Source organism: Streptomyces sp. LaBMicrA B280 (genome assembly GCF_049222185.1).
In the GTDB taxonomy this organism is placed as follows: Bacteria; Actinomycetota; Actinomycetes; order Streptomycetales; family Streptomycetaceae; genus Streptomyces; species Streptomyces murinus.
In genome coordinates this window covers 180,428-204,877 of sequence record NZ_JBMJCT010000064.1, presented here as the reverse complement: position 1 = coordinate 204,877, position 24,450 = coordinate 180,428, and the positions used below count along the sequence as shown (strand labels likewise).

Sequence of the window (24,450 nt, the reverse complement as noted above, 5' to 3'; positions counted from 1 at the left end):
GTAAGAAGTTCATTAAGGTCATGCTCCAACCCCCGTTTCAGTGCTCACTCGGACGGAGTGACGGCGGAGGGCCCCGCCCACCGCCGTGCTGGCAGGCGGCTGAAGGAGCAAGGAGTGCGCCCCTGTGGCCTCCCATCGACGACCCAAGCAGCCCAGCCGAACGCGTGTCACCGTACTGACCACCGCGGCGGCCGCGGCCGTGGCCCTGAGCGCGCAGGCCGCCAACGCCGCGCCGAGCCAGAAGCCCGGCAAGGACGAGGTGAAGGCGAAGGTCGACAAGCTCTACGAGCAGGCCGAACAGGCGACCGAGAAGTACAACGGCGCCAAGGAGAAGCAGCAGAAGCTCCAGAAGGAGATCTCCGCGATCCAGGACGGCGTCGCCCGCGGCCAGCAGGAGCTGAACAAGCTGCGTGACGGGCTGGGTTCGATGGCGAGCGCGCAGTACCGCTCCGGTGGCCTCGACGCCTCGGTCCAGCTCTTCCTGTCCTCCGACCCGGACGACTTCCTGGACAAGGCGGCCACGCTGGACCAGTTGAGCGGTCAGCAGGTCGCCGCCCTGAAGAAGATCCAGGCGAAGCAGCGCACCCTCGCCCAGCAGCGCGCCGAGGCCACCGAGAAGCTCAAGGACCTCGCCACCACCCGTACCGAGCTGGGCCACAAGAAGCAGGAGATGCAGGGCAAGCTCGCCGAGGCGCAGAAGCTCCTCAACACCCTGACCGCCAAGGAGAAGTCGGCCCTCGCCGCCGAACAGCACCGGGCCAGCCGCTCCGCCACCGAACGGGTCCAGCTCGGCAACGAGAACTCCGCCTCCGGCCGGGCCGCCGCCGCTTTCGCCGCCGCCCAGACCCAGCTCGGCAAGCCGTACTTCCGCGGCGCCACCGGCACCGCCTCCTACGACTGCTCCGGCCTGACCTCCTGGGCCTACGCACAGGCAAGCGTCCACATACCGCGCACCTCCGAGGAACAGGCGGGCATCGGCACCCGCCTCACCCGGAGCCAGCTCCAGGTCGGCGACCTGGTCTTCTTCTTCAACGACCTCCACCACGTCGGCCTCTACGCCGGCAACGGCCAGATCCTGCACGCCCCGCGCACCGGCACGGTCGTGCGCTACGAGTCGATGGACACCATCGGCGGGCCGTTCATGTTCGGGGTGCGGGTCTGACCCGCCGTACGTGATCAGGCCGCCCGCAACCGGGATCCCGGGCGGGCGACCCGGCGGTCGGGGCGGCAGCGCCTCGGCCGCTCCGGTCCGGCCGCCACCCGAGGCCGTAATCTGGAGCGTATGTCAGCCATCCGTCTTCTCGTGCTGGGCGCCGTGCGCCGACATGGGCGAGCCCACGGCTACCAGGTGCGCAACGACCTGGAGTACTGGGGCGCCCACGAGTGGTCCAACGCCAAGCCCGGCTCGATCTACCACGCCCTGAAGCAGATGGAGAAGCAGGGACTGCTGCACGCGCACGAGATCGCCCCCTCCACAGCCGGCGGTCCGCCCCGGACCGAGTACGAGATGACGGCGAGGGGCACGGAGGAGTACTTCCGGCTGCTGCGCGAGTCGTTGACCGCGCACGACCAGAAGCCGGATGTGCTCGCCGCCGCGCTCGGGTTCATCGTCGACCTGGACCGCGCCGAGGCGCTGGAACTGCTGCGGGACCGGGTGCGCGCCATCCGGGACTGGCGCAAGGCCGTGACCGAGTACTACACGCCGCAGGACGGCCCGGACCAGCTCGGGCACATCGGCGAGATCATGAACCTCTGGGTGCACTCGGCGGACGCGGGTGCGGAGTGGACCGACGGGCTGATCCGGCGCGTGGAGGGCGGGGCGTACACCTTCGCGGGTGAGGGCGAGCCGTTCGCCGGGGTGCACGCGGTGCTCGCGGAGGGCGAGCGGAATCCGTACGCGACCGGGGAACGACACCCGGAGGACGAGCACTGAGCCCCCCATCGGCGGGACGGCGCCGCGCTCCCCCCACGTAGTCAAGTTTGACTAATCACCGGAACGGGCTTTTACTTGTCCCGGCGAGCAGTAGTCAAGCTTGACTACACGAGCGGAGGGAACGCATGACCGACGCGATTGACGTCGAGGGCGTACGGAAGCGATACCGGGACAAAGCCGCTCTGGACGGGCTGGACCTGCGGGTGGGACGCGGCACCGTGCACGCTCTCCTCGGCCCCAACGGCGCGGGCAAGACGACGACGGTCCGCGTGCTGACCACGCTGCTGCGGCCGGACTCGGGCCGCGCGACGGTCGCGGGGTACGACGTGTCGACGCAGGCCGACCGGGTGCGGGCCCGCATCGGACTGCTCGGCCAGCACGCCGCGCTGGACGAGGAGCTGGGCGGTCGGCAGAACCTGGAGATGTTCGGCCGGCTCCACCACCTCGGCGCTCGCCGGGCCCGTACCCGCACCGACGAACTGCTGGCGCGGTTCGGTCTGTCGGACACCGGGGACAAGCAGGTCAAGCGGTTCAGCGGCGGCATGCGGCGGCGGCTCGACCTCGCCGCCTCGCTGATCGTCGAGCCGGAGGTGCTCTTCCTCGACGAGCCGACCACCGGGCTCGACCCGCGCAGCCGGGCCGAGGTCTGGGACTCGGTGCGCTCACTGGTCGGCGGGGGCACCACCGTGCTGCTGACCACCCAGTATCTGGAGGAGGCCGACCAACTCGCCGACCAGATCTCGGTGGTCGACCAGGGCCGGGTCATCGCCGACGGCACCGCCGACGAGCTGAAGGCCCGTACCGGTGGCGACCGCATCGATGTCGTCCTGCGGGACGCGTCCCACCTGGCCACCGCGGTCGCGCTGATGCCGTTCGCCGCCGACGACGTCACGGTGGACGCCGACCGCCGGCGGTTCAGCGCGCCCGTGACCGACCGGATGAGCACGCTCACCCAGGTGGTGCGGGCGCTGGAGTCGGCGGGCATCGAGGCGGAGGACATCGCGGTGCGCAGGCCCACCCTGGACGAGGTGTTCCTGCGCCTGACGGGGCGGTCCGAGGAGGCCCAGACCGCGGACGGGACCCGGACCAAGGAGGCGGTATGAGCACGGTGAGCACCACGAACACGGTGCGCGAGGGCGGCGGCGGTCTCGCCTTCGCGCTGAGCGACTCCTGGACCATGACCCGGCGGGAACTCGCCCACTGGGGCCGGCAGCCGGTGCAGGTGGCGGTCGGCGTGGTCTTCCCCGTGATGATCCTGCTGATGTTCGGCTTCCTGATCGGCGGTGGCCGTGACGTCGGGGGTGACTACATCGACTATCTGGTGCCCGGCATTCTCGCGCTGACCATGGCCTTCGGCCTGGAGAGCACGGTGATCGCGGTCACCCAGGACCTCAACAAGGGCGTGATCGACCGGTTCCGGTCCATGCCGATGGCCAACGGCGCCGTGCTGGTGGGCCGGTCGGCGGCGGACATGCTGCAGTCCGCGGTGAGCCTGGCCGTGATGATCGGTGTCGGGTACGCGATCGGCTGGCGGGCGCACACGACGGCGGGCGGCTTCCTCGGCGCCGTGGGTCTCCTGCTGCTGTTCCGGTTCGCGATGCTGTGGATCGGCATCTACCTGGCTCTGGTGGCCGGGAAACCGGAGCTGGTGCAGGCCGTGCAGATCCTGGTCTGGCCGGTGGGCTTCCTGTCCAACGCCATCGCGACGCCCACGTCCATGCCGGACTGGCTGGGCACGGTGGTGCAGTGGAACCCCATGTCCCAGACCGCGACGGCGGCGCGGGACCTGTTCGGCAGCGTCGGAGGCGCGTCCGGGCACACCCTGGCCGCCGTGCTCTGGCCGGTGGCGCTGTTCGCCGTCTTCTTCCCGCTGGCCCTGCGCCGGTTCGCCCGGCTCAGCCACTGAGACCCCGTCGTCCCGCTCCACCCCCTGGATCCCGCCGGGCACCGGCCCTTCACCGGCCCTGGCGGTGAACGCCGGTGGCCGCGTCCCTCTCCCCGTCAGCGGACGCGGCCACCGTCGCGTCCGCGGTCGCGCGCCCGGCGCTCCTGCCATCGGCGGACGGGAGTCGAGTGAGGCTCCAGCCTCGTGGGTGAGGCTCGGTGTCCGAGGACGCAACCGAGGCTCAGGACTGTGAGGAATCCGATGACAAGGGTCGTGATTACCGGCATGGGGGTGGTCGCCCCTGGTGGTGTGGGCGCCAAGGCGTTCTGGGAGCTGCTCACGGCAGGCCGTACGGCCACCCGGGACATCTCCCTGTTCGACGCGGCACCGTTCCGCTCCCGTATCGCCGCCGAGGCCGACTTCGACCCGGCCGAGCACGGGTTCGACCCCGCGTCCGAACGGCTCGACCGGGCGGCCCAGTTCGCCCTCGTCGCGGCCCGCGAGGCCCTCGCGGACAGCGGGGTCGAGGAGGCGTTGGATCCCTCGCGCACCGGGGTGAGCCTCGGCAGCGCGGTCGGCTGCACCACCGGACTGGACACCGAGTACGCGGTCGTCAGCGACTGCGGACGGGACTGGACCGTCGACCACACCAGGGCCGTGGGCCATCTCTTCGACTACTTCGTGCCCAGCTCGCTGGCGGCCGAGGTGGCGCGGGCCGCCGGCGCCCAGGGTCCGGTGTCACTGGTGTCCAACGGCTGCACCTCCGGCCTGGACGCGATCGGTTACGCCGCCGAGCTGATCCGCGAAGGCAGCGCCGACGTCATGCTGGCAGGCGCCACCGACGCGCCGATCTCCCCCATCACGGTCGCCTGCTTCGACGCCATCAAGGCGACCAGCCCGCGCAACGACGATCCGGCGACCGCTTCCCGGCCCTTCGACCGGACCCGCAACGGCTTCGTACTGGGCGAGGGTTCGGCGGTCCTGATACTGGAGGAGTTCGAACGGGCGCGCCGCCGGGGCGCGCCGATGTACGCCGAGATCTCGGGTTTCGCCAGCCGCAGCAACGCGTACCACATGACCGGCCTGCGTGCCGACGGCCGCGAGATGGCCGAGGCCATCCGGGCGGCGCTCGACGAGGCACGGCTCGACCGGACCGCCGTCGACTACGTCAACGCGCACGGCTCGGGCACCCGGCAGAACGACCGGCACGAGACGGCCGCCTTCAAGCGCAGCCTCGGGAGCCACGCGTACGACGTCCCGGTCAGCTCCATCAAGTCGATGATCGGCCACTCGCTGGGCGCGATCGGCTCGCTGGAGGTTGCCGCAAGTGCCCTGGCCATCACCCACAACACGGTGCCGCCGACGGCCAATCTGTGTGATCCCGACCCGGAGTGCGATCTGGACTACACCCCGAACACCGCCCGCGAGCGCCGCACCGACACCGTGCTCAGCGTCGGCAGTGGCTTCGGCGGCTTCCAGAGCGCCATCGTCCTGACCCGCCCGCGGCTCGCGGAGGCGGCGTGAGGACGGCCCCGCCGGTGTCCGCGCCCCCGCGGCCGCCCGCCGTCCGCACGGGGACCGCCGTCGTGACCGGGATCGGGGTCGCCGCGCCCAACGGCTTCGGCGCGGCGGCCTGGTGGGCGGCCGTGCTGCGCGGAGAGAACGGCATCGGCCCCGTCACCCTGTTCGACGCCTCGGGCTATCCGGTGCGCCTGGCCGGCGAGGTGCCGGGCTTTGTCGCCGCCGACCATGTGTCCAGCCGGCTGTTGCCGCAGACCGACCGGGTGACCCGGCTGTCCCTGGCCGTCGCGCGGGAGGCTCTCGACGACGCGGGGGTGGACCCGGCTCGACTGCCCGACTACAGCGCCGGAGTGGTCACCGCCAGTTCCGCGGGCGGGTTCGAATTCGGGCAACGCGAGTTGCAGGCGCTGTGGAGCCGGGGCGGCCGTCATGTCAGCGCCTACCAGTCCTTCGCCTGGTTCTACGCCGTCAACACAGGACAGATCTCCATCCGGCACGGTCTGCGGGGCGCGAGCAGTGCCCTCGTATCCGAGCAGGCGGGGGGCCTGGACGCGGTCGCGCAGGCCCGACGGCAGATCCGGCGGGGCACCCGGCTGGTGATCACCGGGGGCGTCGACTCGGCGCTGTGCCCCTGGGGGTGGGCCGCCCATTTGGCGGGCGGCGGGCTGAGCACCGCGGACGACCCGGATCTGGCGTTCCTTCCGTTCGCCGCCGGAGCCCGCGGTCATGTGGTGGGCGAGGGCGGGGCGCTGTTCGTGCTGGAGGAGGCGCGGGCGGCCCGGGAGCGTGGCGCCGCGGTCTACGGCTCGATCGCGGGCAGCGCGGCGACCTTCGACGCCGGGGGCTCCCCGCGCCTGGCCGAGGCGGCCAGGCTCGCGCTGGCCGACGCCGGGGTGACACCGGGAGATGTCGATGTGGTCTTCGCCGACGCGGCGGGCGACCGCGCCGCGGACCGGGCGGAGGCCTCCGCCATCGCGGGCCTGTTCGGCCGCTTCGGGGTGCCGGTCACCGCACCCAAGTCCATGACGGGCCGACTGCTGGCGGGCGGAGCCTCGCTGGACCTGGCCGCGGCGCTGTTCGCGCTGCGTGAGCAGGTCATCCCGCCGACCACGGGCACGGAGCGCCCCGCGGACGACTGCCCCGTCGATCTGGTGACCGGCGCCCCGCGCCGTGGGCTCCGCCTGCGCAACGCCCTGGTCCTGGCCCGGGGCCGGGGCGGCTTCAACGCCGCGGCCGTGGTCCGCCGCGCGGACTGAACCGACTTACCCGATGAGCGTGCCCGGCACGCGGAGAGACAGTGTGATGAAGCATCTGGAACTGAGCGAACTGACCGCCTTGCTGCGCGAGTGCGCCGGTGAGGAGGAGGGCGTCGACCTGGACGGCGACGTGCTGGACGTTCCCTTCGTCGACCTCGGCTACGACTCGCTGGCCATGCTCCAGACCACCGGGCGCATCGAGCGTGACTACGAGGTGGCGCTCGACGAGATCCTCGACGCCGCCGGTACGCCGCGCGCCTATCTGGACGCCGTGAACCGGGCCCTGGCGGCCCGAGAGGCGGTCTGACCGTGGCGAGGAGTCGTACACCGCACGGCGCGGCCCATGGGGAAGGGACACGATGAGCACTCCGAGCCGCCGGCGCTTCGTCGCCGGTACGTTCACCGCCGGGGCCGCAGGGCTCCTCGGCACGGGGATCAGCACCGCCCCGGCCGCGGCCGCCGGGCCGGACCCGCGCCCCGGACCGGCCGACTGCGCCGACATCACCCCGGGCGACCCCCGCTACGAGGTACTCGCCACGCGCGGCCGCAACAAGCGGTTCACCGCGCGTCCGGCGGCCTTCCGTGTGGCCACGAGCACGCGGGAGGTGGTCCGTGCCGTCGGCGAGGCGGCCCGGTCCGGCCGACGGGTCGCGGTGCGCAGCGGCGGCCACTGCTACGAGAACTTCGTGGGCGACCCGGCCGTACGGCTGGTGATCGACCTCGGCGAGATGAACGCCGTCGCGTACGACCCGCGGATGCGTGCCGTCATGATCGAGTCCGGTGCGCGGCTGATGGACGTGTACCGCAGGCTGTACGACACCTGGGGCGTCACCCTGCCCGGCGGTGCCAGCGCCACCGTCGGCATCGGCGGGCATGTGGCGGGCGGCGGGTACGGGGCGCTGTCCCGGCGCTTCGGTCTCGCCGCGGACCATGTGTACGCCGTCGAGGTCGTCGTCGCCGACGCGGCGGGCCGGGCCCGTGCCGTGATCGCCACCCGCGAGGCCGGGGACCCGCACCGCGACCTGTGGTGGGCCCACACGGGCGGTGGCGGCGGCAACTTCGGCGTGGTCACCCGCTACTGGTTCCGCTCCCCCGGTGCCACCGGCGACGACCCCGCCCGGCTGCTCCCGCGCCCGCCCGCCGACATCCTGACCAGCGCGGTGATCTTCCCGCGCGAGGGCATGGACCGGGCGGCCGTGCGGCGGCTGGTCGGTAACTTCGGCCGCTGGCACGAGCGCAACAGCCATGCCGGGTCCCCGTACACCGGGTTGTACGGCGGACTGGTGCTGCTGAGCCGGCTGCGGGAGAACGACCCCGGCCAGAGCGCCATCAGCTTCACCCATCTCGACGCCGCCCTGCCGGACGCCGAGCGGCTGGTGGAGCGGTACGTGGCCGCCGTGACGGAGGGCGTCGGCGTGACGCCGTACACCCAGGGGGTCACCCGGGTCCCCTGGTTCACCGCGACCACGGAACTCGCCGAGTCCCAGGACATGGAGAAGGGGCGGCAGAAGATCAAGTCCGCCTATCTGCGCCGCGCCCTGTCCGACCGGCAGATCGACGCCCTGTTCACCCACCTCGACAGCGCCGACCACAGCAGCCAGGCGGCCAGCGTCTCGCTCCAGTCGTACGGCGGCCGGATCAATGCCGTGCCGTCGGCGGCGACCGCCACCGCGCACCGGGACGCGGTGGTGAACGTCATCTTCATGAACACCTGGCAGGACCCCGAGGCCGACACCGAGAACATCGGCTGGCTGCGGCGCATGTACCGGGACGTGTTCGCCACGACGGGCGGTGTACCGGTGCCGGGGCGGGACGGCGCCGACGGGTGCTACATCAACTACCCGGACCTCGACATGGCCGATCCCGAGTGGAACACCTCGGGCGTGCCCTGGCACCGGTTGTACTACAAGGACAACTACGCGCGGCTCCGGCGGATCAAGGCCGTATGGGACCCGCGGCAGGTGTTCGGGCACGACCTGGGCGTACGACCCGGGTGACCGGGTCGGCGGCTCGGCGGGGGGGGGGGGGGGGGGGGGGGGGGGGGGGGGGGGGGGGGGGTGTTTTCCCCCCCCCCCCTCCCCGGGCTGTCCGGACGCTCAGGACGGCACGCGTTCCAGGTGCGTGGTGTACAGCTCCGGGTCGCTGTGGCTCAGGGCGCGGAGCGCGGCGCGGTGTGCGGCGAACTCGGGGCGCCGCAGGGCCTGTTGGAAGGAGCGCTCGTCCTCCCAGTCGGCCACGTTGACGTAGTGGCCGGGGCGGTCCAGGTGGCGCAGCAGGCGGTGGCGGACGAAGCCGGGCTGGGCGGCGAAGAACGCCGAGGTGCCGTCGAAGGCATGCTCGAACTCCTCGACGGATCCGGTGACTTCGAACCGGTTGATTAGTGTGATCACGGAGAGTTCCTTTCTGGAAGAGGCCGGAAGGCACAGCCACCGTCACAGACGGCACTCGAATGGCCGTGGAACACGGCTGGGCCGCGCGGCCAGGAGCGGAAGACGGAAGACGGGACCGCGGCGACGCGGAAGACCGGAACAGCGAAATCAGGAATGTGGAAAGCGGGACCCATGGTGTGGATTGCGCGTGAGCACGCCGGACGGCTGGCGCGGTACGCGGTTGCCTTCGAGCCGGGTGACCCGGCCCGTACCGGGCGGATGGCCTTCTGGGACCCGGAGGGCGGGGACCCGCCCACCCTCCCCGGCGCCGTCCCGGCGGAGGCCGGGCTTGTCACGGCACGGGGACGGCACCCGGTCCCCGTGCTGTGGCTGTCCGTCGCCGACGCGCTGCCTGTCCTGGCCCTGGCCCGGCGCGAGTACGGCGGCGACGGGGTACACCGCGCGGCGGCCTTCTGGGGCGCCGCCACCGCGCTGGCGCTCCATCTGGCGGCCCGCGAACGGCTCCTCCCCGGCGTGTCGGACGGCGGTCACGACGCCTGGCGGGCCGGCCCGCTCGACCCCGCGGACATGCTGCGACTGCGCGAACTGTCGGCCGCCGCCCCGCCGGAGGCCCTCGCGGTGCCCGCGCCCGGAACCGCGCTGCCGCCCCCGGCGGACCGGGTGCTGCGCGCCTTCGTGGAGGTGGTGCGCGCCTTCGTGGACGCCGTCGCCGACACGCTGCCGCGCACCGCGGCCGCCGAGGCGGCCACCGGCCGGGCCGCGTTCGCCGCCACCGCACCCCAGCACGTGCCGCAACTGCGGTCCTGGGCGGAGGAGATCGCGGTCGGTGTGGACTGCGGCGTGCGGGTCTCGCTCTCCGTACGGCTGGCCGAAGGCGCGGACGGCGCGCCGGTCGGCGAGGTCGTTCCCCTGGTGTCCGACCTCGCCGACCCGACCGTGGAACTGACCGCCACCGACCTCTTCGACGGCGCCCCGCACGCGCTGGGGCCGGTCGCCCAGGCCGACACCGTCCGCGCCGTGCGCCGCGCGGCCACCGTGTGGGAACCGCTCGCCCGGCTGCTGCCGGTGCCACGCCGACTCGACCTCACGGACGAGGAGTTCGGCCAGTTACTGGGCGGTGCGGCGGCCCGGCTGCGCGCACACGGCGTCGACGTGCGCTGGCCTGACGAGGCACGGCGGCGGCTGACCGCGCGGGCCGCGGTGGGCGCGGACCGCACCCCGCCCGCCGACATGCGCTCCTTCCTCGGCGGAGACGGCACCGTCGACCTGCGCTGGCAGCTCTGTCTCGACGGCGAGTCGCTCACCGAGGCGGAGACGGAGGCCGTCGCCGCGGCGGGACGACCGGTCGTACGGGTGCGCGGCGAGTGGACGTTCGTCGGTCCCGAACTCGCGCGCAAAGCCCGGAACCGGGTGCTGCCCTCGCTCACCGCCGTGGAGACGCTCGCGGTCGCCCTCACCGGGTACGCGGAGATCGACGGAGAGCAGGTGGCCGTCACCGACGGGCCCTGGCTGCGCGCCCTGCGCACGCTGCTGGCCGACTCCACCGGTGAGGAGCACGTCGAGCAGCCGGCCGCGCTCGCGGCGACCCTGCGCGCGTACCAGTCGCGAGGACTGGCCTGGCTGGCGCGGATGACCTCGCTCGGTCTCGGCGGCTGCCTCGCCGATGACATGGGCCTCGGCAAGACGGTCCAGCTCATCGCGCTCCATCTGCTGCGCCAGGAGCACGCGGGCAGCCGGGGCCCCACCCTCGTGGTGTGCCCGGCGTCGCTGCTCGGCAACTGGGAGCGGGAGATCCGCAGGTTCGCCCCCGGCACCGCCGTGCGCCGCTTCCACGGCGCCGGCCGCGGCGTCGAGGGCGTGGCCGACGGCTTCGTGCTGACCACCTACGGCACGATGCGCCTGGACGCCGAGCGGCTCGGTGGGCACCGCTGGGGGATGGTCGTCGCCGACGAGGCCCAGCATGTGAAGAACGCGTCGTCGGCCACGGCCAGGGCGTTGCGGCTGATCCCCGCGCACGCACGGATCGCGCTCACCGGCACCCCCGTGGAGAACGGGCTCTCCGAGCTGTGGGCCCTCCTCGACTGGACCACACCCGGTCTGCTCGGCACCCAGGGCCGCTTCCGCCGCCGCTGGATCGCCCCGATCGAGGCCGAGCGGTCGGCCGCGGGCGCCGGGCAGGGTCCCGGCGCCACCGCCGAGCGGCTCGCCGATCTCGTCCGGCCGTTCGTGCTGCGCCGCCGCAAGTCCGACCCGGGCGTGGCACCCGAACTGCCGCCCAAGACCGAGACGGATCACCCGGTGCCGCTGACCGCCGAGCAGACCGCCCTCTACGAGGAGCAGGTGCGCGCCACGATGGCCGAGATCCGATCGACCGAGGGAATCGCCCGCAGCGGTCTGGTCCTCAAGCTGCTCACCGGTCTCAAGCAGATCTGCAACCATCCCGCGCAGTTCCTCAAGGAGGAGGAGCCGAAGCTGGCCGGCCGCTCCGGCAAACTGGCCCTGCTGGACGAACTGCTGGACACGATCCTGGCGGAGGACGGCGCGGCGCTGGTCTTCACCCAGTACGTCGCGATGGCGCGGCTGCTGGAGCGGCATCTACGGGACCGGGGCATCACGGCCCAACTGCTGCACGGCGGCACGCCGTTGCCCCGGCGAGAGGAGATGGTCCGCCGCTTCCAGGACGGCGAGGTGCCGGTCTTCCTGCTGTCGCTGAAGGCGGCCGGCACGGGCCTCAATCTGACCCGGGCCGACCATGTCGTGCACTACGACCGCTGGTGGAACCCGGCCGTCGAGGCCCAGGCGACCGACCGGGCCCATCGCATCGGCCAGACGCGACCGGTGCAGGTGCACCGGATGATCGCGGAGGGCACGGTCGAGGACCGTATCGCGGCGCTGATGGAGACCAAGCGGGAGCTGGCCGACGCGGTCGTCGGCAGTGGCGAGCAGGCACTGGGCCGGCTCGGGAACGACGAGTTGGCGAACCTGGTGACGCTGAGGAGCGCGGGATGAGCGGCGGACACGACGACCGGGCCCGCGGTTTCGCCGCCTTCCCGCCCCGCAAGGGCGGCCGGGTCCGCGGCCAGTCCTGGTGGAGTCGGGCCTGGACGGACTCGGTGGAGGACGGCTGGCCCGAGGAGGAGCCGCTGAAGAAGGGGCGGACCGTCGCCCGCTCCGGCCGCCTCGGCCCCCTCACGGTCGGCCCGGGTCGCGTCGCGGCCCAGGTGTACGACGGCGCGGAGGAACCGTACACGGTGGCCCTCGGGCTTCCGGAACTGGACGACGAGCAGTGGGACGCGCTCTGGGAACGTACCGCGGACCGGCCGGCGGAGACCGAGGCGCTGCTCGCGGGGGAACTGCCCCCGGATCTCCTGGAGGCGGCGGAGGACGCCCGGCTGGGGCTGCTTCCGGGGTACGGCGAGCTGGACCCGGACTGCGGCTGCGACGAGCCGGACCACCCGTGCGCGCACGCGATCGCGCTCGCCTACCAGTTCTCCTGGCTGCTCGACGAGGAACCGCACCTGCTGTTGCTGGTGCGCGGCCGGGAGTGGCCGACGGCGCTGGAGGAGCTGAAGTCCGTCCTCCTCCTGCGGGCCATGACCGAGGAGGCCGAGGGACGGGACGCCGAGGACGAAGAGGACACCGGCGAGGGCGGCGCCGTCGGCCCGAAGGACGCGGAAGCGGCGGACGGTCCGGATCGGAAGAGCGTCGTGCGGCGGACGGTCCGGCCGCCGCGGTGCCGCCGCCCGCCGCGGCGTACCCCGTCCCGGGCGGCCCCCTCCCGGCGCTCCCGCCCTTGCCCGAACCGCCGGAGGCCGGCACCGAGCCGGTCAGCGGCATCGAGGCGGATCCGCTGGAGCGGCTGGTGACCGACGCGGCGGTACGCGCCAGGGAACTCCTCGCGTACATCCTGGGCGCGGGCGACGAGCCGCCCCGGCCGCTCGACCGGTGGCAGGACACCGTACGGATCGCCGCCACCCACCCCGATCCCCGGGTGCCCGCGCGGCTGCGGGAGTCCTGCGACCGGCCGGACGAGCTGGACCGGGCGGCCGAGGCATGGCGGTGGGGCGGAGCGGCCGGGCTGACGGTGTTCGAGGAGGCCTGGCAGCCGGAAGGGCCCGATCTCACCCGGGCGCGCACGGCGCTCTCGACGGGCTGGGAGGACGAGGACCTGCCCGAACTCGTCGTCCATGACAACCGCTGGACACTGCCGGAGCGGGGATTGCAGCTGCGCTACGGGCGCGACGCCCGCTGGTACCCGTACCGGAAGCGGTCCGGCACCTGGTGGCCCGCCGGGCCCCCCAGGCACGACCCCGCCCTGACGCTCGCCGAACTCCTCGACGGCTGACCGCCGTCCGACCCGCCGACGGCGGCCGGCCCGCTCCCCGCCCGGGGACGCGGACCGGCCGCCGTCTTGCGTGCGCCCGTCCGCCGTCGTCCGCCGTCTTCCGTGCGCCCATCCGCCGAGCCAGGCTCCATCGAGCCTCCAGGTGCCGAAACCACCATGGGGATCAGCGCGTCCGCCGGATCACGGCGGAGCGCGGACCGGAAGGAGGCATCGTGGAGAGGACCGCCATCGCGGGGCCGCGGCCGCTCGTCGAAGACTTCGTGGACCAGGCCCGGCGGACACCGCAGGCGACCGCCTTGGTCTGGCGGGGGCACTCGGTCGGCTACGGGGCACTGCTCGCCCGCGCGGAGCGCGAACGGGACCGGATCGCCGCGCTGCCGGGCGACGACCCGGTAGCCCTGCCCGCGCACAAGTCGCCCCGGACCGTCGCCCTGGTCCTGGGCTGTCTGCTGGCCCGACGCCCGTTGCTGCTGCCGTCACCGGACCTGGGCGCGGACGTCACGCAACGGCTCTACGAACAGGCGGGGGTGGGCCATGTGCTCGCTCCGGGCCGGACGCCCGCGCCCCGCCCCTCCCGGGGCCCGGACCTCACCGGGACCGCGCTGCTGCTCACCACCTCCGGATCCACGGGAGTGCCCAAGATCGTGCCGCTGTCCGGTGCCGCGCTGGACCGCTTCGCGGTCTGGGCGGGCGACGCCTTCGGCATCGGTCCCGGTACGACCGTGCTCAACTACGCGCCGCTGAACTTCGACGTGTGCCTGCTGGATGTGTGGACGGCCCTCGCCCGCGGTGGCCGGGTCGTCCTGGTCGAAGCCGACCGCGCCACCGACGGCCGCCGCCTCCTCGACCTCATCGAGCGGGAGCGGCCCGAGGTGGTCCAGTCGGTGCCCATGTTCTACCGGCTGCTGACCGACGCCGCCCGCGCCGGGGGCCGTACCCTCCCGTCCGTCCGGCACGCGGTCTTCACCGGCGACACGATGCCCTTCCCGGTCCTGGCCGCGCTGCCGGAACTCCTGCCCCGCGCCCGCCTGTACAACGTCTACGGCTGCACCGAGACCAACGACAGCTTCCTGTACGAACTGCGCGACACCCCGGACCCGGATCGCCCACTGCCGCTCGGGCGGCCGCTGCCCGGTGTGGGGGCCCTGCTCGTCGACGAGCGGGGCCGGGTGCTGGACGGGCCGGGCACCGGGGAACTGTATGTCTCCACTCCTTTCCAGAGTGACGGCTACCTCGACGCCGCCGCGTCCGGCGCGTTCGTCCGGCACCCCCAAGAAGCGGACGGCCGGCGCTGGTTCCGCAGCGGCGACCTGGTGCGCCGTTCGGCCGAGGGGACGCTCACCCTGGTCGGCCGCGTCGACTTCCAGGTCAAGGTCCGCGGCGTCCGCGTCAACCCGCAGGAGGTCGAGAACCGGCTGCTGGCACACCCGGACATCACCGAGGCCGCCGTGCTGGCGGTGCCCGACCCGGTGGCCGGGCGGACGCTGCGCGCCGTGGCCCGCCGCGAACCCGGCACCGGGGTCAACAGCCTGTCCCTGCGCGGCTATCTGGCGCGCGGACTGCCCCGGGCCGCGATTCCCACGGCCTTGCTGACCACCGACCAGCCGCTGCCCCGGACCTCCACCGGCAAGGTCGACCGGGAGCGCGCCGTACGAGTCCACTTCACGAAGGAGAGCTGACATGCCTTACGCCCAGGCCATCAAGGAGTTCGTGGTCGAGGAGTTCCTGCCGGACGTGCCCCCGGCGGAACTGGACGCCGATTACGACCTGCTGACGAACGGGGTGATCGACAGTCTGGGGCTGCTGAAGGTGATCGCCTGGATCGAGGACCGCTACGGGATCGACACCGATACGGTCGAGCTGCGGCCGGAGTCCTTCCACACGGTGGCGGCCATCGACGCGTTCATCACCCACGCGTCGCCCCGGCCGACGAAGAGCGTGTAGCCGTGCACGAAGCCGTCACCACGCTGCTCCGGCAGGAGCGGCCCGTGGAGGTACCGGTCTGGCGTTCGTTCTGGGAGCGGCTGCGGGAGGGCGGGCTGCGGCGGGGCGAGTCGGTGGCCCTGCTCGCCTCGCTGGCCACCCGGCTTCCCGACCGCATCACCCTGACCGGCTTCCTGGACTCGCTGGCCGAGAACCAGCCGGCCGGCGTGCCCGAGGACATCGGCGCCGCGGTCAACATCGTCGGGACCGGCGGGGGCCCACGCACCTTCAACATCTCGACGGCCGCCGCGATGGTCGCCGCCGCGATGGGCGTCCGGGTCGTGAAGACCGGCTCGCGCGCCTACACCGGCGCTCTCGGCTCGGTCGACCTGCTGGAGCGTCTCGGGATTCCGCTGACCGCGTCGTACGAGGAGACCCACGCGTCCCTGGAGACGCACGGCATCGCCTTCACCGGCGCCTTCGTCTACCCGGCCGAACTCGGCCTGCTGACCCGCAGCGTGCTGCCGCTGGACATCAGGCAGCTCGGCGGTTTCGTCAACGCGCTCGGCCCCTTCCTGGCCCGGCTGCCGGCTCGGGCGCAGCTCACCGGCGTCGCCGACCGGCGGCTGGTGACCGGGCTTCGGCATGCCGCCGGGTATCTGGCACGGGGCGGCACCCGCTCGGTGTGGCTGTGCGTCAACGGGGCGGGAGCCGACGAGCTGCTGAGCTTCCTGCCGAACCGGGTGTACACCCGCGAGGGCGCACTGGAGGACGAGTTCGTGCTCGATCCGGCCCGGCTCGGGCTGCGTCCCGGCTCGATCGACGAACTGCGGCCGCCGGACGGCGATCCGGTGGCCTGCTTCCGGGAGGTGCTGTCCGGGCGGGGCACCCCGGTGGCGGAGGAGACCGTGGCCCTGAACGCCGCCGCGCTGGCGGTGGCCGGGCAGGTCACCGGCGACTGGAATGCCGCGCTGGAGGCGGCCCGGGCGGCGATCCGGGACGGCCGGGCCCTGGACCTGCTGTCCCGGCTCCGGTCGGGGGCGGCCGTCCATGCCTGAGTTCTTCGCCCACCGCCGGCCCGGCCGGCCGGGACTCGCGGTGTTCCTCCATGCCGGTGACCCGCCCCTGGACACCCTGCCCGACCTCATGGCCATGCTCGACGAGAACGAGGTCGACTGCCTCGAACTGGCCGTGCCGTTTCCCGGCTCGGCCACCGACGGGCCCGTCGTCCGGGCCTCCGCCGACCGGGCCCTGGCCGACGGGGCAACCCTGCGGAGCGTGCTGGACACCGTGGCGTCGGCGCGGCCGGGGCTGCGCCGACTGCGGATCGCGCTGCTCGCCGACTGGAGCCACACCGTCCGGGGCACCGCCCCCGCCGACTTCGCCGCCGCCGTCCGTGACGCCGGCTGCGACGGGCTGCTGCTGCACGGGCTACCGCCCCGGCTGCGCGCGGCCCACTACGAGGCCGTGCGCCGGGCGGGGCTGCCGCTCGTCACGACCTGCTATGCCGTCTCCGGCCCCGGCACCTTGGCCGAGGCGGCGGACCTCGCCTCCGCGTATCTGTACCTGGTCGCGCACTACGGCCGCAGCGGCACCACCGCGGCCCTGGACCGGGACCGGCTCGGACAGGTCCTCACCACCCTGCGGGCCACCGCGTCCGCGCCGGTGGCCGTCGGTTTCGGGATCAGAACGGCCGACGACATCACCCGCGTGGCAGCGCTCGGCGCCGACGCCGCCGTGGTCGGCAGCGCCGGGGTGGCCCGCATCGAACAGGCCCGCGTGCTGGGGCGCGATCCCGTCGCGGAGCTGTGCTCCTTCGTACGGGGACTGCGCGCCCCGGCCCGCGCTCTCACCGGACAACCTGAAGAAAGGAACGACACCCATGATCGTCCGTAACCTCGAAGAGACCACCGGCGTCGACTGGGGCAACGGCCTGAGCCGCCGTTTCCTCACCCTGAGCGATGGCGTCGGGTACACCGTCACCGACACGACGGTCCGCGCGGGCACCAAGTCCCGGCTGGAATACCGCAACCATGTGGAGAGCTGCTACTGCATAGCGGGCACCGGCGAGGTGATCGACGCCGAGGGCACCGTCCACCCGATCACCCCCGGCACGCTGTACTCGCTGGACCGGCACGACGCGCACTGGCTCGTGGCACACCCCGCGGAGGACCTGCGCCTGGTCTGCGTGTTCACCCCCGCGCTGCGCGGGGACGAACGCCATGACCTCGACTCGTCCGGCTACTCCCACTACTGATGATCGAGTGGACCGCGGACCAGCGGGCACTGCGCGAGGGCATCGCGCCCTGGCTGGAGAAGCTCAACGCCGGTCACATCGCACGCGACGCCGATGCCTCGTTCTCGTACGAGAACTGGCGGACGCTGGCCGCGACCGGCATCCTCGGGCTGCCCTTCGCCGAGCGGTGGGGCGGCCTCGGGCAGTCGCTGCTGACCACGATGTATGTGCTGGAGGGGCTCGGCGAGGGCTGCCGGGACGCCGGGCTGAGCTTCTCGGTCTGCACCCACATGGTGAGCACCGGGGTGCCGCTCCAGCGCTTCGGCTCGCAGGCCCTCAAGGAGCGCTACCTGCCGCCGATCTGCTCCGGCGAGCAGATCGGCGCCCACGCCATCAGCGAGCCGGACAGCGGTTCGGACGCCCTGGCCATGCGGACCAGGGCGGTCCGGGACGGCGAGCACTACGTGCTGAACGGCAGCAAGACCTTCGTCAGCAACGGGCCGGTCGCCGACCTGTTCACGGTGTACGCCCGTACCGGCGACGGGCCCGGCCCGCTCGGTGTGACCGCGTTCCTGGTGGAGCGCGGCACACCGGGGCTGCGGGTCGGCACGCCCGTCGCCAAACTGGGGCTGCGCACCTCGCCCCTGGGCGAGCTGTTCCTCGACGACTGCCGGGTGCCCGCGTCCCACGTCATCGGGCCGCCGGGCGGCGGATTCCTGGTACTCGACCATGTGATGCGCCGGGAGATCCTGTGCTCCTTCATCGTCAACGCGGGCGAGATGCGCCACCGCGTCACGCGATGTGTCGGCTACGCACGGACCCGCGAGCAGTTCGGCCGGCCCATCGGAACCAACCAGGCCGTCTCCCACCGGATCGTGGACATGGAGATCGGGGTGGAGACCGCCCGGCACTGGCTGTACGGCACCGCGCAACGGCTGGCGGCCGGCGCGAACGTGACCCGGGACATCGCCATGGCCAAGCTCGTCACCAGCGAGGCGAACGTCGCCTCCGCCCTGGCGGCCGTGCAGATCTTCGGCGGCAACGGCTACATGGCCGAGTACGGCGTCGAGGCCGAGCTGCGCAACGCGGTCGGGTCCACCCTCTACTCGGGTACCTCCGAGATCCAGCGCAACCGCATCGCGGCCCTGCTCGGCCTGTGACCGGCCGCCCGGGCCTTTTGACCCATGAATTCGGAGAGATCCCACCGTGACGACCCAACACCACGAGGACGAGGGCACGTTGTGCGCCACCGCCTTCCTCGACCATGACGCGGCCGAGGTCCGCGACTTCGTGGCCGACGCGCTGCCCACGTCGGCCACCACCCCGCGCGCCCGGGCGGTCGCGCTCTACCACGCGGTGCGCGACCGTGTCCGCTACGAGGTGTACGGGGCGGACCTGTCCCGTACCGGGCTGCGGGCCAGTTCGGTGGCGCGGACCGGCTCCGGCATGTGCCTGCACAAGTCGGTGCTCTACACGGCCGGTCTGCGCTCGCTCGGCATCCCGGCCCGACTGGTCCTCGCCGATGTACGCAACCACCTGGCCTCCGAGCGGCTCAAGCGGTTGATCGGCGGTGATGTCTTCCATATGCACTGTCTGGTCTCGGTCCGGCTGGACGGCCGATGGGTGCGGGCGACCCCGGTGTTCAACAAGGCGCTGTGCCGGCTGTACGGGCTGGCGCCGCTGGACTTCGACGGCACCGCCGACAGCCTGTACCACCCCTTCGACCTCCGGGGCCGCCGGCACATGGAATTCCTGCGCCTCCACGGCGAGTTCGACGACCTTCCCTACCAGCGGGTCGTCGAGGAGCTGAGGGCCGCCCATCCGCGGCTGATGAGCGCGGACGGCGCCGGGTTCACCGAGGGCTCGCTGGTCGGGGAGGCCGTCCCGCTGACGGCCGAGCGGTGATCGCCAAGTTCTGCGGGGCCACGACGGAGGCCGAGATCGCGGAGATGGCGGCGGCCGGGGCTGATCTCGTCGGCCTGTGGCACGGTGTGCCCGGCGGCCGGGCGGAGCTGACCGCCGCCCGGCTCACCGACCTGGCCTCGCTGGCCCTCGCGGGCGGTGGGCTCAGGCCGATGCTGGTCACGTTCTCCTCCGACACCCGGGCGCTGCTCGCGGCAGTGACGGCGGCCCGGCTGCCGGGCGTGCAGTTGCACGGCTTCCAGCCCCCGGGCACGGTGGGCGCGCTGCGCCGGGACGGACCGCCGGGACTGGAGATCGTCAAGGTGCTCCATCTGCGCGACGGTGTGTGTCTGGAGGAGCGGCTGACCGGGGCGTACGAACGGGCCGGTGCCGACTGCTTCCTGCTGGACACGGCCACCGCGGACGGCCGGGTCGGCAGCACCGCCGAGCCGCTCGCGGACGCGGCGGTGGTCGCGCTCGCCGACCGGACGGGCCTGCCGTTCCTGCTGGCGGGCGGTCTGCGCGCGGACAACGCGGGCGACTTCGCGCAGACCCGTGCGCATCCACGCTTCCTCGGTATCGATGTCGACTCGGCGGCACGCGACGGCAACGGGCCGCTGCGGGCCGACCGCGCGCGGGCCGTCGTCCACGCTTGGAGGACCGTATGAGCGCCCCCTTCACCGACGCGCTGACGGCCGCCGCCCGGCCGCTTGTCATGGAGGTCAAACTGCGGGACGCCGACGGTCGCGATCTGCTGGGCGGCCGGGATGTGGCCGAGACGGTGGAACGTTTCGAGGCCGCGGGCGCGCCCTGTCTCTCGGTGGTCACCGGGCGCTGGTTCGGCGGCACCGAGGACCTGCTGCGCGAAGTCGCCGCCCGCACCTCGCTGCCGCTGCTGCGCAAGGACTTCGTCACCAGCGGGCGCCAGTTGGAGCGGACCCGTGACCTGGGAGCCTCCGCGGTCCTGCTGACCGCGCGAGTGCTGCCCGCCGCGGTGCTGGGCCGGCTGACCGATCGTGCCCTGGAACTGGGGCTGACCCCCTTCGTGGAGGTCGCCGACGCGGCGGAGGCGGCGATGGTGACGCGCGGGCCGCAGTGCGTGGTCGCGGTCAACAACAAGGACATCGCCACCCGTGAGCGCCGTCCGGGCGATCCGGACCGCGGCCGGGCGCTGCTGCCGGCGCTGCTCGGCACCGGCACCCCGTACCCGGTGAGCGCGAGCGGCATCACCGGCCCGGCGATGGCGGCCCGTCTCCTGGACGAGGGCTTCGCCGGGCTGCTCATCGGCACGGAACTGCTGCGGGCCCCCGACCTGGCGGCCTGGTGCGCCGAGTTCGACGCCGCGCTGGGCACCCGGAGGTGCCCGCGCTGACCGCTCGTCAGCCGCGTCCGCCCGCGGGCCGGGCGCGGCTTCCGCGCGCCGTGCGTCCCCAGGGCTTGTAGACCGAGACCACGGCGGCGACGGTGAGCAGGGCGAACAGCAGCGGCGCGCTCCACAGCAGGAAGCCGGCCACCGCGCCCGGCCGCGGCGGACCGCCGCCCGCCGCGGCCGTCCGCTCGCTGGCGGTCAGGACGGCCGGGTGGATCACGAACCAGGCGAAGACCGTCATGAACAGCGTGATGGCCCACTTGACGACGATCCACCAGTGCAGCAGCAGGCCCCACTTGGTGCCGCAGGAGAGCAGGATCCCGGTGATCGCGGCGGTGAGGCTGAAGGCCGTCACGCTGGTGTCGTCGAAGACACGCATCGCGTAGTAGACGCCCTTGGCGACGGCGGCGTCCTGCGTTGTGAACCCGATGACGGCCAGCACCGCCATGGACAGCGAGAGCCCGACCCAGCCGACCGAGGTGACGACATGGACGGCCAGGGTCAGCTTCCGGGCTCTGCGGCCGAGTTCGAACCTTTTCCTCGCGGGGTGCCGCCGGGGGGCACCGGGCCGTGGGGTCGCTGTGGGGGTGGAAGCGGACAAACCTGCGCCTCGCCTTCTGCCTGGTCCGGGCGTGCGCCAACCCGGACACCAAACTCTTTACAGTGTAAGGAGAATCCTTGGCAGCGTACAGGATTACCATTCCGATGTGAGGTCAGGAACCGGCGGGACGAGCGGAAATGGCCGGATGGATCCGGCGCGCACCATGGCTCTGCTCTGGCGCTCGGAACGGGATCCCGTCCGCCCGGCCCGCGGTCCCCGCCAAGGCCTGACGGTCGACCGCATCGTGCGGACCGCGATCACCGTCGCCGACTCCGAGGGACTGGCCGCCCTGTCGATGCGCAAGGTCGCCGAGCCGCTCGGCGTCACCGCGATGTCGCTCTACACCTATGTGCCGGGCCGTGCCGAGCTGGTCAACTGCATGCTCGACGAGGTACTCGGCGAAGCGCCCTCGCTGGAGGGCGCCGACGGCTGGCGGCAGGCCCTTGAGCACTACGCGCGGGGCCGTATGGACATCGCCCGCCGCCACCCCTGGGTGCCGCCCCTCGCCTCCTCCCGGATGCTCATGGGCCCCCACGAGACCGCTCTGTGGGACGGCGTGCTCGGGGCCCTGTCCGAAGTGGGCCTGCCGGAGCGGGAGATGCTCGCGGTGGTCCATCTGCTCAACGGCTACGTCCGCGGCGCGGCCCAGCAGTCCGCGGACGCCGAGCACGACGCACGGCGCTCCGGGCTCAGCTACGACGAGTGGTACGAGCAGACCGGACCGCTGCTGGAGAAGACGATCTCCGCCGACCGCTTCCCCGCCCTCACCGGTGTCTGGCGGTCCGGGGTCTTCGAGGAGCCCGGCGAGGGGCTCGGGCCCGACGGGGGCTTCGAGTTCGGACTCCAGCGGGTACTGGACGGCATCGAGCAACGCATCGAAGGCCACCGCGCGGGCTGACCACCCCGCGACCGCCTCGCGACCGCCTCGCCGGACGCCTCCGCACCCTGCGGGGCGCCCGCTCCGACGACTCCGGCCCGGCTCCGGCCTCAGCCTCGGCCTCAGCCTCGGCCTCAGCCTCGGCCTCAGCCCCATGCTCCAGCGAGTCTCAGGGGGCCCTCCAGTCGAGTTTCCCACCCTGGTTGCGCACGAGACGAAGCAGCCTCGCAGCGCCGAGGCCGACAGGGCGGAGCAGGCGTGACAGTTCTGGTGACAGGAGCGACAGGGTCCGTGGGCCGGCTGGTGACCGGTCAGCTGCTCGCCGCGGGCATGCGAGTGCGGGCGCTGACCCGCGACCCGGACACGGCCGCACTGCCCGAAGGAGCCGAGATACAAAAGGGCGACCTGCTGCAGCCGGACACCCTGCGGGCCGCGCTGCACGGCGTGGAGCGCCTCTACCTCTTCCCGGTCCCCGAGACCGCCCGCGCGGTCGTCGCGGCCGCCGAGGAAGCCGGCGTGCGCCGGATCGTCGTCCTTTCCTCGTCCTCCGTGCTGGACACCTCGGGCGACCACCACAGCGGGGAGCACCATCGCGCCGTGGAGCGCGCCGTCGAAGAGTCCGGCGTCGAGTGGACCTTCGTACGCCCCGACGAGTTCGCGTCGAACGTCCTGTGGAAGTGGGCCGAATCCATCCGCACCGAGGGCGTGGCGCGCGCTCCCTACGGCGCCGCCCAACGGGTACCGGTGCACGAGGCCGACGTGGCCGCCGTGGCCGCGACCGCGCTGTTGGAGGGTGGGCATGCGGGGCGCGCATACCTGCTGACCGGGCCGGAGGCGATCACCCAGACCGATCAGGTGCGGGCGATCGCCGAGGCCGTCGGCCGCCCGGTCGCGTTCGAGGAGATCACGCCGGACCAGGCGCGGAAGGCCATGGCGGCGGCCATGCCCGCGCCGGTCGTGGAGATGGTGCTGCGGTATCTCGCCGACGCCGTCACACACCCGCCGGTCCCGGTGGACACCGTCGAGCGCGTCACCGGCCGCCCGGGCAGGACGTTCGCCCGGTGGGCGGCCGACCACGCCGCCGACTTCGCCCCTCGGGACGAGGGGCGGGTGGCATGACGAACCGTGTCCCCGAGCCCGTGCCGCCGACTGCGGCAGCGGAGAACACCAACGTGTTCGTCCGGATGACCGGCAGCGGCGATCCCGAGCGGCACATCGTCCTCGGCGAGGGCGCCCGCCCCACCGCGGGCCGCGGCAACGTCGTCGTCCGGGTCGAGGCCGCGGGCGTCTCCTACGCGGAGGTGCAGATGCTCGGGCATCTGCACCCCTTCCCCCCGGCCTTCCCCTTCGTCCCCGGCTACGACCTGGTCGGACGCGTCGTCGAGACCGGCCCGGACGTCACCGACAGGCGGGTCGGCGATCGTGTCGCCGCCATGCCCCGCCACGGTGCCTGGACGCGGTACCTGGAGGCGCCGGCCCGAACGCTCGTCGCCGTCCCGGAGGAACTGGACGCGGCCGCCGCCGTGGCCCTGATCACCAACGGGGTGACCGCCTGGCAGATGCTGCACCGGCTGGCCCGGGTACGGCCCGGCGACACCGTGCTGGTGCACGGCGCCGCAGGCGGCGTCGGAAGCCTTCTCACCCAGCTCGCCGTGCACCACGGACTGCGCGTCCTCGGCACCGCCTCGCCGGGCAAGCACGACGCGGTCCGCGCGCTGGGCGCGGAGCCCCTGGACTACCGCACGCCCGGACTCGCCGACATCGTCCGGGAGCGGACCCCCGGAGGTGTCCGGGCCGTCTTCGACCACATCGGCGGGCGGGGTCTGGACGAGAGCTGGGCCATGCTCGCCACCGGCGGGACCCTGGTCTCCTACGACTCCTCCGTCGCCGGATACAAGCCCGGCCAGTGGTTCCGCCCCCATGTCCCGGCCCTCGGGCGCACCGCGGGCCGCTGGGTCGCCCGGCGTTTCGGGCTCACGCGCGGCCGACGCATGTCCATGTACTACGTCAAGCCCGGCGACGCCTTCGGCACCGATCTCGGCACGCTCTTCCGGCTGGCCGCCGAAGGTGTGCTTCGGCCGGAGATCGCGGCCCGCCACCCCCTGGACGCGGCGGCGCTCGCGGTGCGCGCCCTGCTGGACGGCCGCACCGTCGGCAAGCACGTCCTGCTGCCCTGAACCGCCGGTCGCACCCCGGCGCCACTCCCCCGTTC

The 24,450-nt window shown here is 73.2% G+C and carries 25 protein-coding genes; 23 read left to right on the top strand and 2 right to left on the bottom strand.

Translation table 11 applies throughout. From position 1 onward, the window contains the following. Positions 1-124 precede the first annotated feature (124 nt). The 8 genes from ACLF5H_RS35365 to ACLF5H_RS35330 all read left to right on the top strand — a co-directional run bounded on the left by ACLF5H_RS35365 (position 125) and on the right by ACLF5H_RS35330 (position 8,592). The gene (locus ACLF5H_RS35365; RefSeq protein WP_421680089.1) at positions 125-1,162 is read left to right on the top strand and encodes an NlpC/P60 family protein; all 1,038 of its coding nucleotides are present in this window, start codon (positions 125-127) and stop codon (positions 1,160-1,162) included. A gap of 120 nt (positions 1,163-1,282) precedes the next feature. Then, complete coding sequence (locus tag ACLF5H_RS35360; protein WP_365199940.1) at positions 1,283-1,933, top strand: PadR family transcriptional regulator; 651 nt, start codon at positions 1,283-1,285, stop codon at positions 1,931-1,933. A 125-nt stretch (positions 1,934-2,058) separates the two neighbouring features. Next, the gene (locus tag ACLF5H_RS35355; RefSeq protein ID WP_421680088.1) at positions 2,059-3,036 is read left to right on the top strand and encodes an ATP-binding cassette domain-containing protein; all 978 of its coding nucleotides are present in this window, start codon (positions 2,059-2,061) and stop codon (positions 3,034-3,036) included. Beyond that, complete coding sequence (locus ACLF5H_RS35350) at positions 3,033-3,839, top strand: ABC transporter permease (protein WP_365199946.1); 807 nt, start codon at positions 3,033-3,035, stop codon at positions 3,837-3,839. Before ACLF5H_RS35355 ends, ACLF5H_RS35350 begins: the two co-directional genes overlap by 4 nt. Before the next feature lie 240 nt (positions 3,840-4,079). Beyond that, entirely contained in the window at positions 4,080-5,342 is a 1,263-nt protein-coding gene (locus ACLF5H_RS35345) for a beta-ketoacyl-[acyl-carrier-protein] synthase family protein (protein ID WP_421680087.1), read from the top strand. Continuing rightward, on the top strand, positions 5,339-6,595 hold the full coding sequence (locus ACLF5H_RS35340; RefSeq protein ID WP_421680086.1) for a beta-ketoacyl synthase N-terminal-like domain-containing protein: 1,257 nt from the start codon (positions 5,339-5,341) through the stop codon (positions 6,593-6,595). The genes ACLF5H_RS35345 and ACLF5H_RS35340 overlap by 4 nt, the downstream gene beginning before the upstream one ends. 46 nt (positions 6,596-6,641) lie before the next feature. Next, a complete protein-coding gene (locus ACLF5H_RS35335) occupies positions 6,642-6,902 on the top strand; it encodes an acyl carrier protein (protein WP_421680085.1) in 261 nt (86 codons plus the stop codon). Positions 6,903-6,954: 52 nt separating this feature from the next. Then, on the top strand, positions 6,955-8,592 hold the full coding sequence (locus ACLF5H_RS35330) for an FAD-binding oxidoreductase (protein ID WP_421680084.1): 1,638 nt from the start codon (positions 6,955-6,957) through the stop codon (positions 8,590-8,592). 99 nt (positions 8,593-8,691) lie between these two features. On the opposite strand, the gene ACLF5H_RS35325 is transcribed toward ACLF5H_RS35330, so the two are convergent. Further along, entirely contained in the window at positions 8,692-8,985 is a 294-nt protein-coding gene (locus tag ACLF5H_RS35325; protein ID WP_421680083.1) for an antibiotic biosynthesis monooxygenase family protein, read from the bottom strand. A gap of 171 nt (positions 8,986-9,156) precedes the next feature. Here ACLF5H_RS35325 and ACLF5H_RS35320 point away from each other — a divergent pair, with 171 nt between their 5' ends. From ACLF5H_RS35320 to ACLF5H_RS35265, 12 genes are all read left to right on the top strand, one after another. After that, positions 9,157-11,994, top strand: a complete 2,838-nt coding sequence (locus ACLF5H_RS35320) for a DEAD/DEAH box helicase (protein WP_421680082.1) — start codon at positions 9,157-9,159, stop codon at positions 11,992-11,994. After that, positions 11,991-12,851, top strand: a complete 861-nt coding sequence (locus tag ACLF5H_RS35315) for a hypothetical protein (RefSeq protein WP_421680081.1) — start codon at positions 11,991-11,993, stop codon at positions 12,849-12,851. Before ACLF5H_RS35320 ends, ACLF5H_RS35315 begins: the two co-directional genes overlap by 4 nt. After that, positions 12,779-13,330, top strand: coding sequence for a hypothetical protein (locus ACLF5H_RS35310; RefSeq protein WP_421680080.1), 552 nt, complete (start codon positions 12,779-12,781; stop codon positions 13,328-13,330). Before ACLF5H_RS35315 ends, ACLF5H_RS35310 begins: the two co-directional genes overlap by 73 nt. A gap of 212 nt (positions 13,331-13,542) precedes the next feature. Further along, positions 13,543-15,009, top strand: coding sequence for an AMP-binding protein (locus ACLF5H_RS35305; protein WP_421680079.1), 1,467 nt, complete (start codon positions 13,543-13,545; stop codon positions 15,007-15,009). A 1-nt stretch (position 15,010) separates the two neighbouring features. Further along, positions 15,011-15,274: an acyl carrier protein gene (locus tag ACLF5H_RS35300; RefSeq protein ID WP_421680078.1), complete on the top strand. Its 264-nt coding sequence runs from the start codon at positions 15,011-15,013 to the stop codon at positions 15,272-15,274. Between the two features lie 2 nt (positions 15,275-15,276). Continuing rightward, positions 15,277-16,311, top strand: a complete 1,035-nt coding sequence (locus tag ACLF5H_RS35295) for an anthranilate phosphoribosyltransferase (protein ID WP_421680077.1) — start codon at positions 15,277-15,279, stop codon at positions 16,309-16,311. Next, a complete protein-coding gene (trpA, locus tag ACLF5H_RS35290; protein ID WP_421680076.1) occupies positions 16,304-17,149 on the top strand; it encodes a tryptophan synthase subunit alpha in 846 nt (281 codons plus the stop codon). The genes ACLF5H_RS35295 and trpA overlap by 8 nt, the downstream gene beginning before the upstream one ends. Then, positions 17,136-17,510 carry an ectoine synthase gene (locus ACLF5H_RS35285; protein WP_365199969.1) on the top strand — a complete coding sequence of 125 codons (375 nt, stop codon included), beginning with the start codon at positions 17,136-17,138 and terminating at the stop codon, positions 17,508-17,510. Before trpA ends, ACLF5H_RS35285 begins: the two co-directional genes overlap by 14 nt. Next, the gene (locus tag ACLF5H_RS35280) at positions 17,510-18,649 is read left to right on the top strand and encodes an acyl-CoA dehydrogenase family protein (RefSeq protein ID WP_421680075.1); all 1,140 of its coding nucleotides are present in this window, start codon (positions 17,510-17,512) and stop codon (positions 18,647-18,649) included. Before ACLF5H_RS35285 ends, ACLF5H_RS35280 begins: the two co-directional genes overlap by 1 nt. A 46-nt stretch (positions 18,650-18,695) precedes the next feature. Next, positions 18,696-19,394, top strand: coding sequence for a transglutaminase-like domain-containing protein (locus tag ACLF5H_RS35275; protein ID WP_421680074.1), 699 nt, complete (start codon positions 18,696-18,698; stop codon positions 19,392-19,394). Continuing rightward, entirely contained in the window at positions 19,391-20,059 is a 669-nt protein-coding gene (locus ACLF5H_RS35270; RefSeq protein WP_421680073.1) for an N-(5'-phosphoribosyl)anthranilate isomerase, read from the top strand. Before ACLF5H_RS35275 ends, ACLF5H_RS35270 begins: the two co-directional genes overlap by 4 nt. Next, on the top strand, positions 20,056-20,763 hold the full coding sequence (locus tag ACLF5H_RS35265; protein ID WP_421680072.1) for an indole-3-glycerol-phosphate synthase: 708 nt from the start codon (positions 20,056-20,058) through the stop codon (positions 20,761-20,763). The genes ACLF5H_RS35270 and ACLF5H_RS35265 overlap by 4 nt, the downstream gene beginning before the upstream one ends. 7 nt (positions 20,764-20,770) lie before the next feature. On the opposite strand, the gene ACLF5H_RS35260 is transcribed toward ACLF5H_RS35265, so the two are convergent. Continuing rightward, the gene (locus tag ACLF5H_RS35260; protein ID WP_365199978.1) at positions 20,771-21,361 is read right to left on the bottom strand and encodes a DUF2269 domain-containing protein; all 591 of its coding nucleotides are present in this window, start codon (positions 21,359-21,361) and stop codon (positions 20,771-20,773) included. Positions 21,362-21,524: 163 nt separating this feature from the next. On the opposite strand from ACLF5H_RS35260, the gene ACLF5H_RS35255 reads away from it, so the two are divergent. The 3 genes from ACLF5H_RS35255 to ACLF5H_RS35245 all read left to right on the top strand — a co-directional run bounded on the left by ACLF5H_RS35255 (position 21,525) and on the right by ACLF5H_RS35245 (position 24,415). Further along, a complete protein-coding gene (locus tag ACLF5H_RS35255; RefSeq protein ID WP_421680071.1) occupies positions 21,525-22,259 on the top strand; it encodes a TetR/AcrR family transcriptional regulator in 735 nt (244 codons plus the stop codon). A 270-nt stretch (positions 22,260-22,529) separates the two neighbouring features. Beyond that, a complete protein-coding gene (locus tag ACLF5H_RS35250) occupies positions 22,530-23,357 on the top strand; it encodes an NAD(P)H-binding protein (RefSeq protein ID WP_421680070.1) in 828 nt (275 codons plus the stop codon). After that, the gene (locus ACLF5H_RS35245; protein WP_421680069.1) at positions 23,354-24,415 is read left to right on the top strand and encodes a zinc-binding dehydrogenase; all 1,062 of its coding nucleotides are present in this window, start codon (positions 23,354-23,356) and stop codon (positions 24,413-24,415) included. Before ACLF5H_RS35250 ends, ACLF5H_RS35245 begins: the two co-directional genes overlap by 4 nt. Positions 24,416-24,450 lie beyond the last annotated feature (35 nt).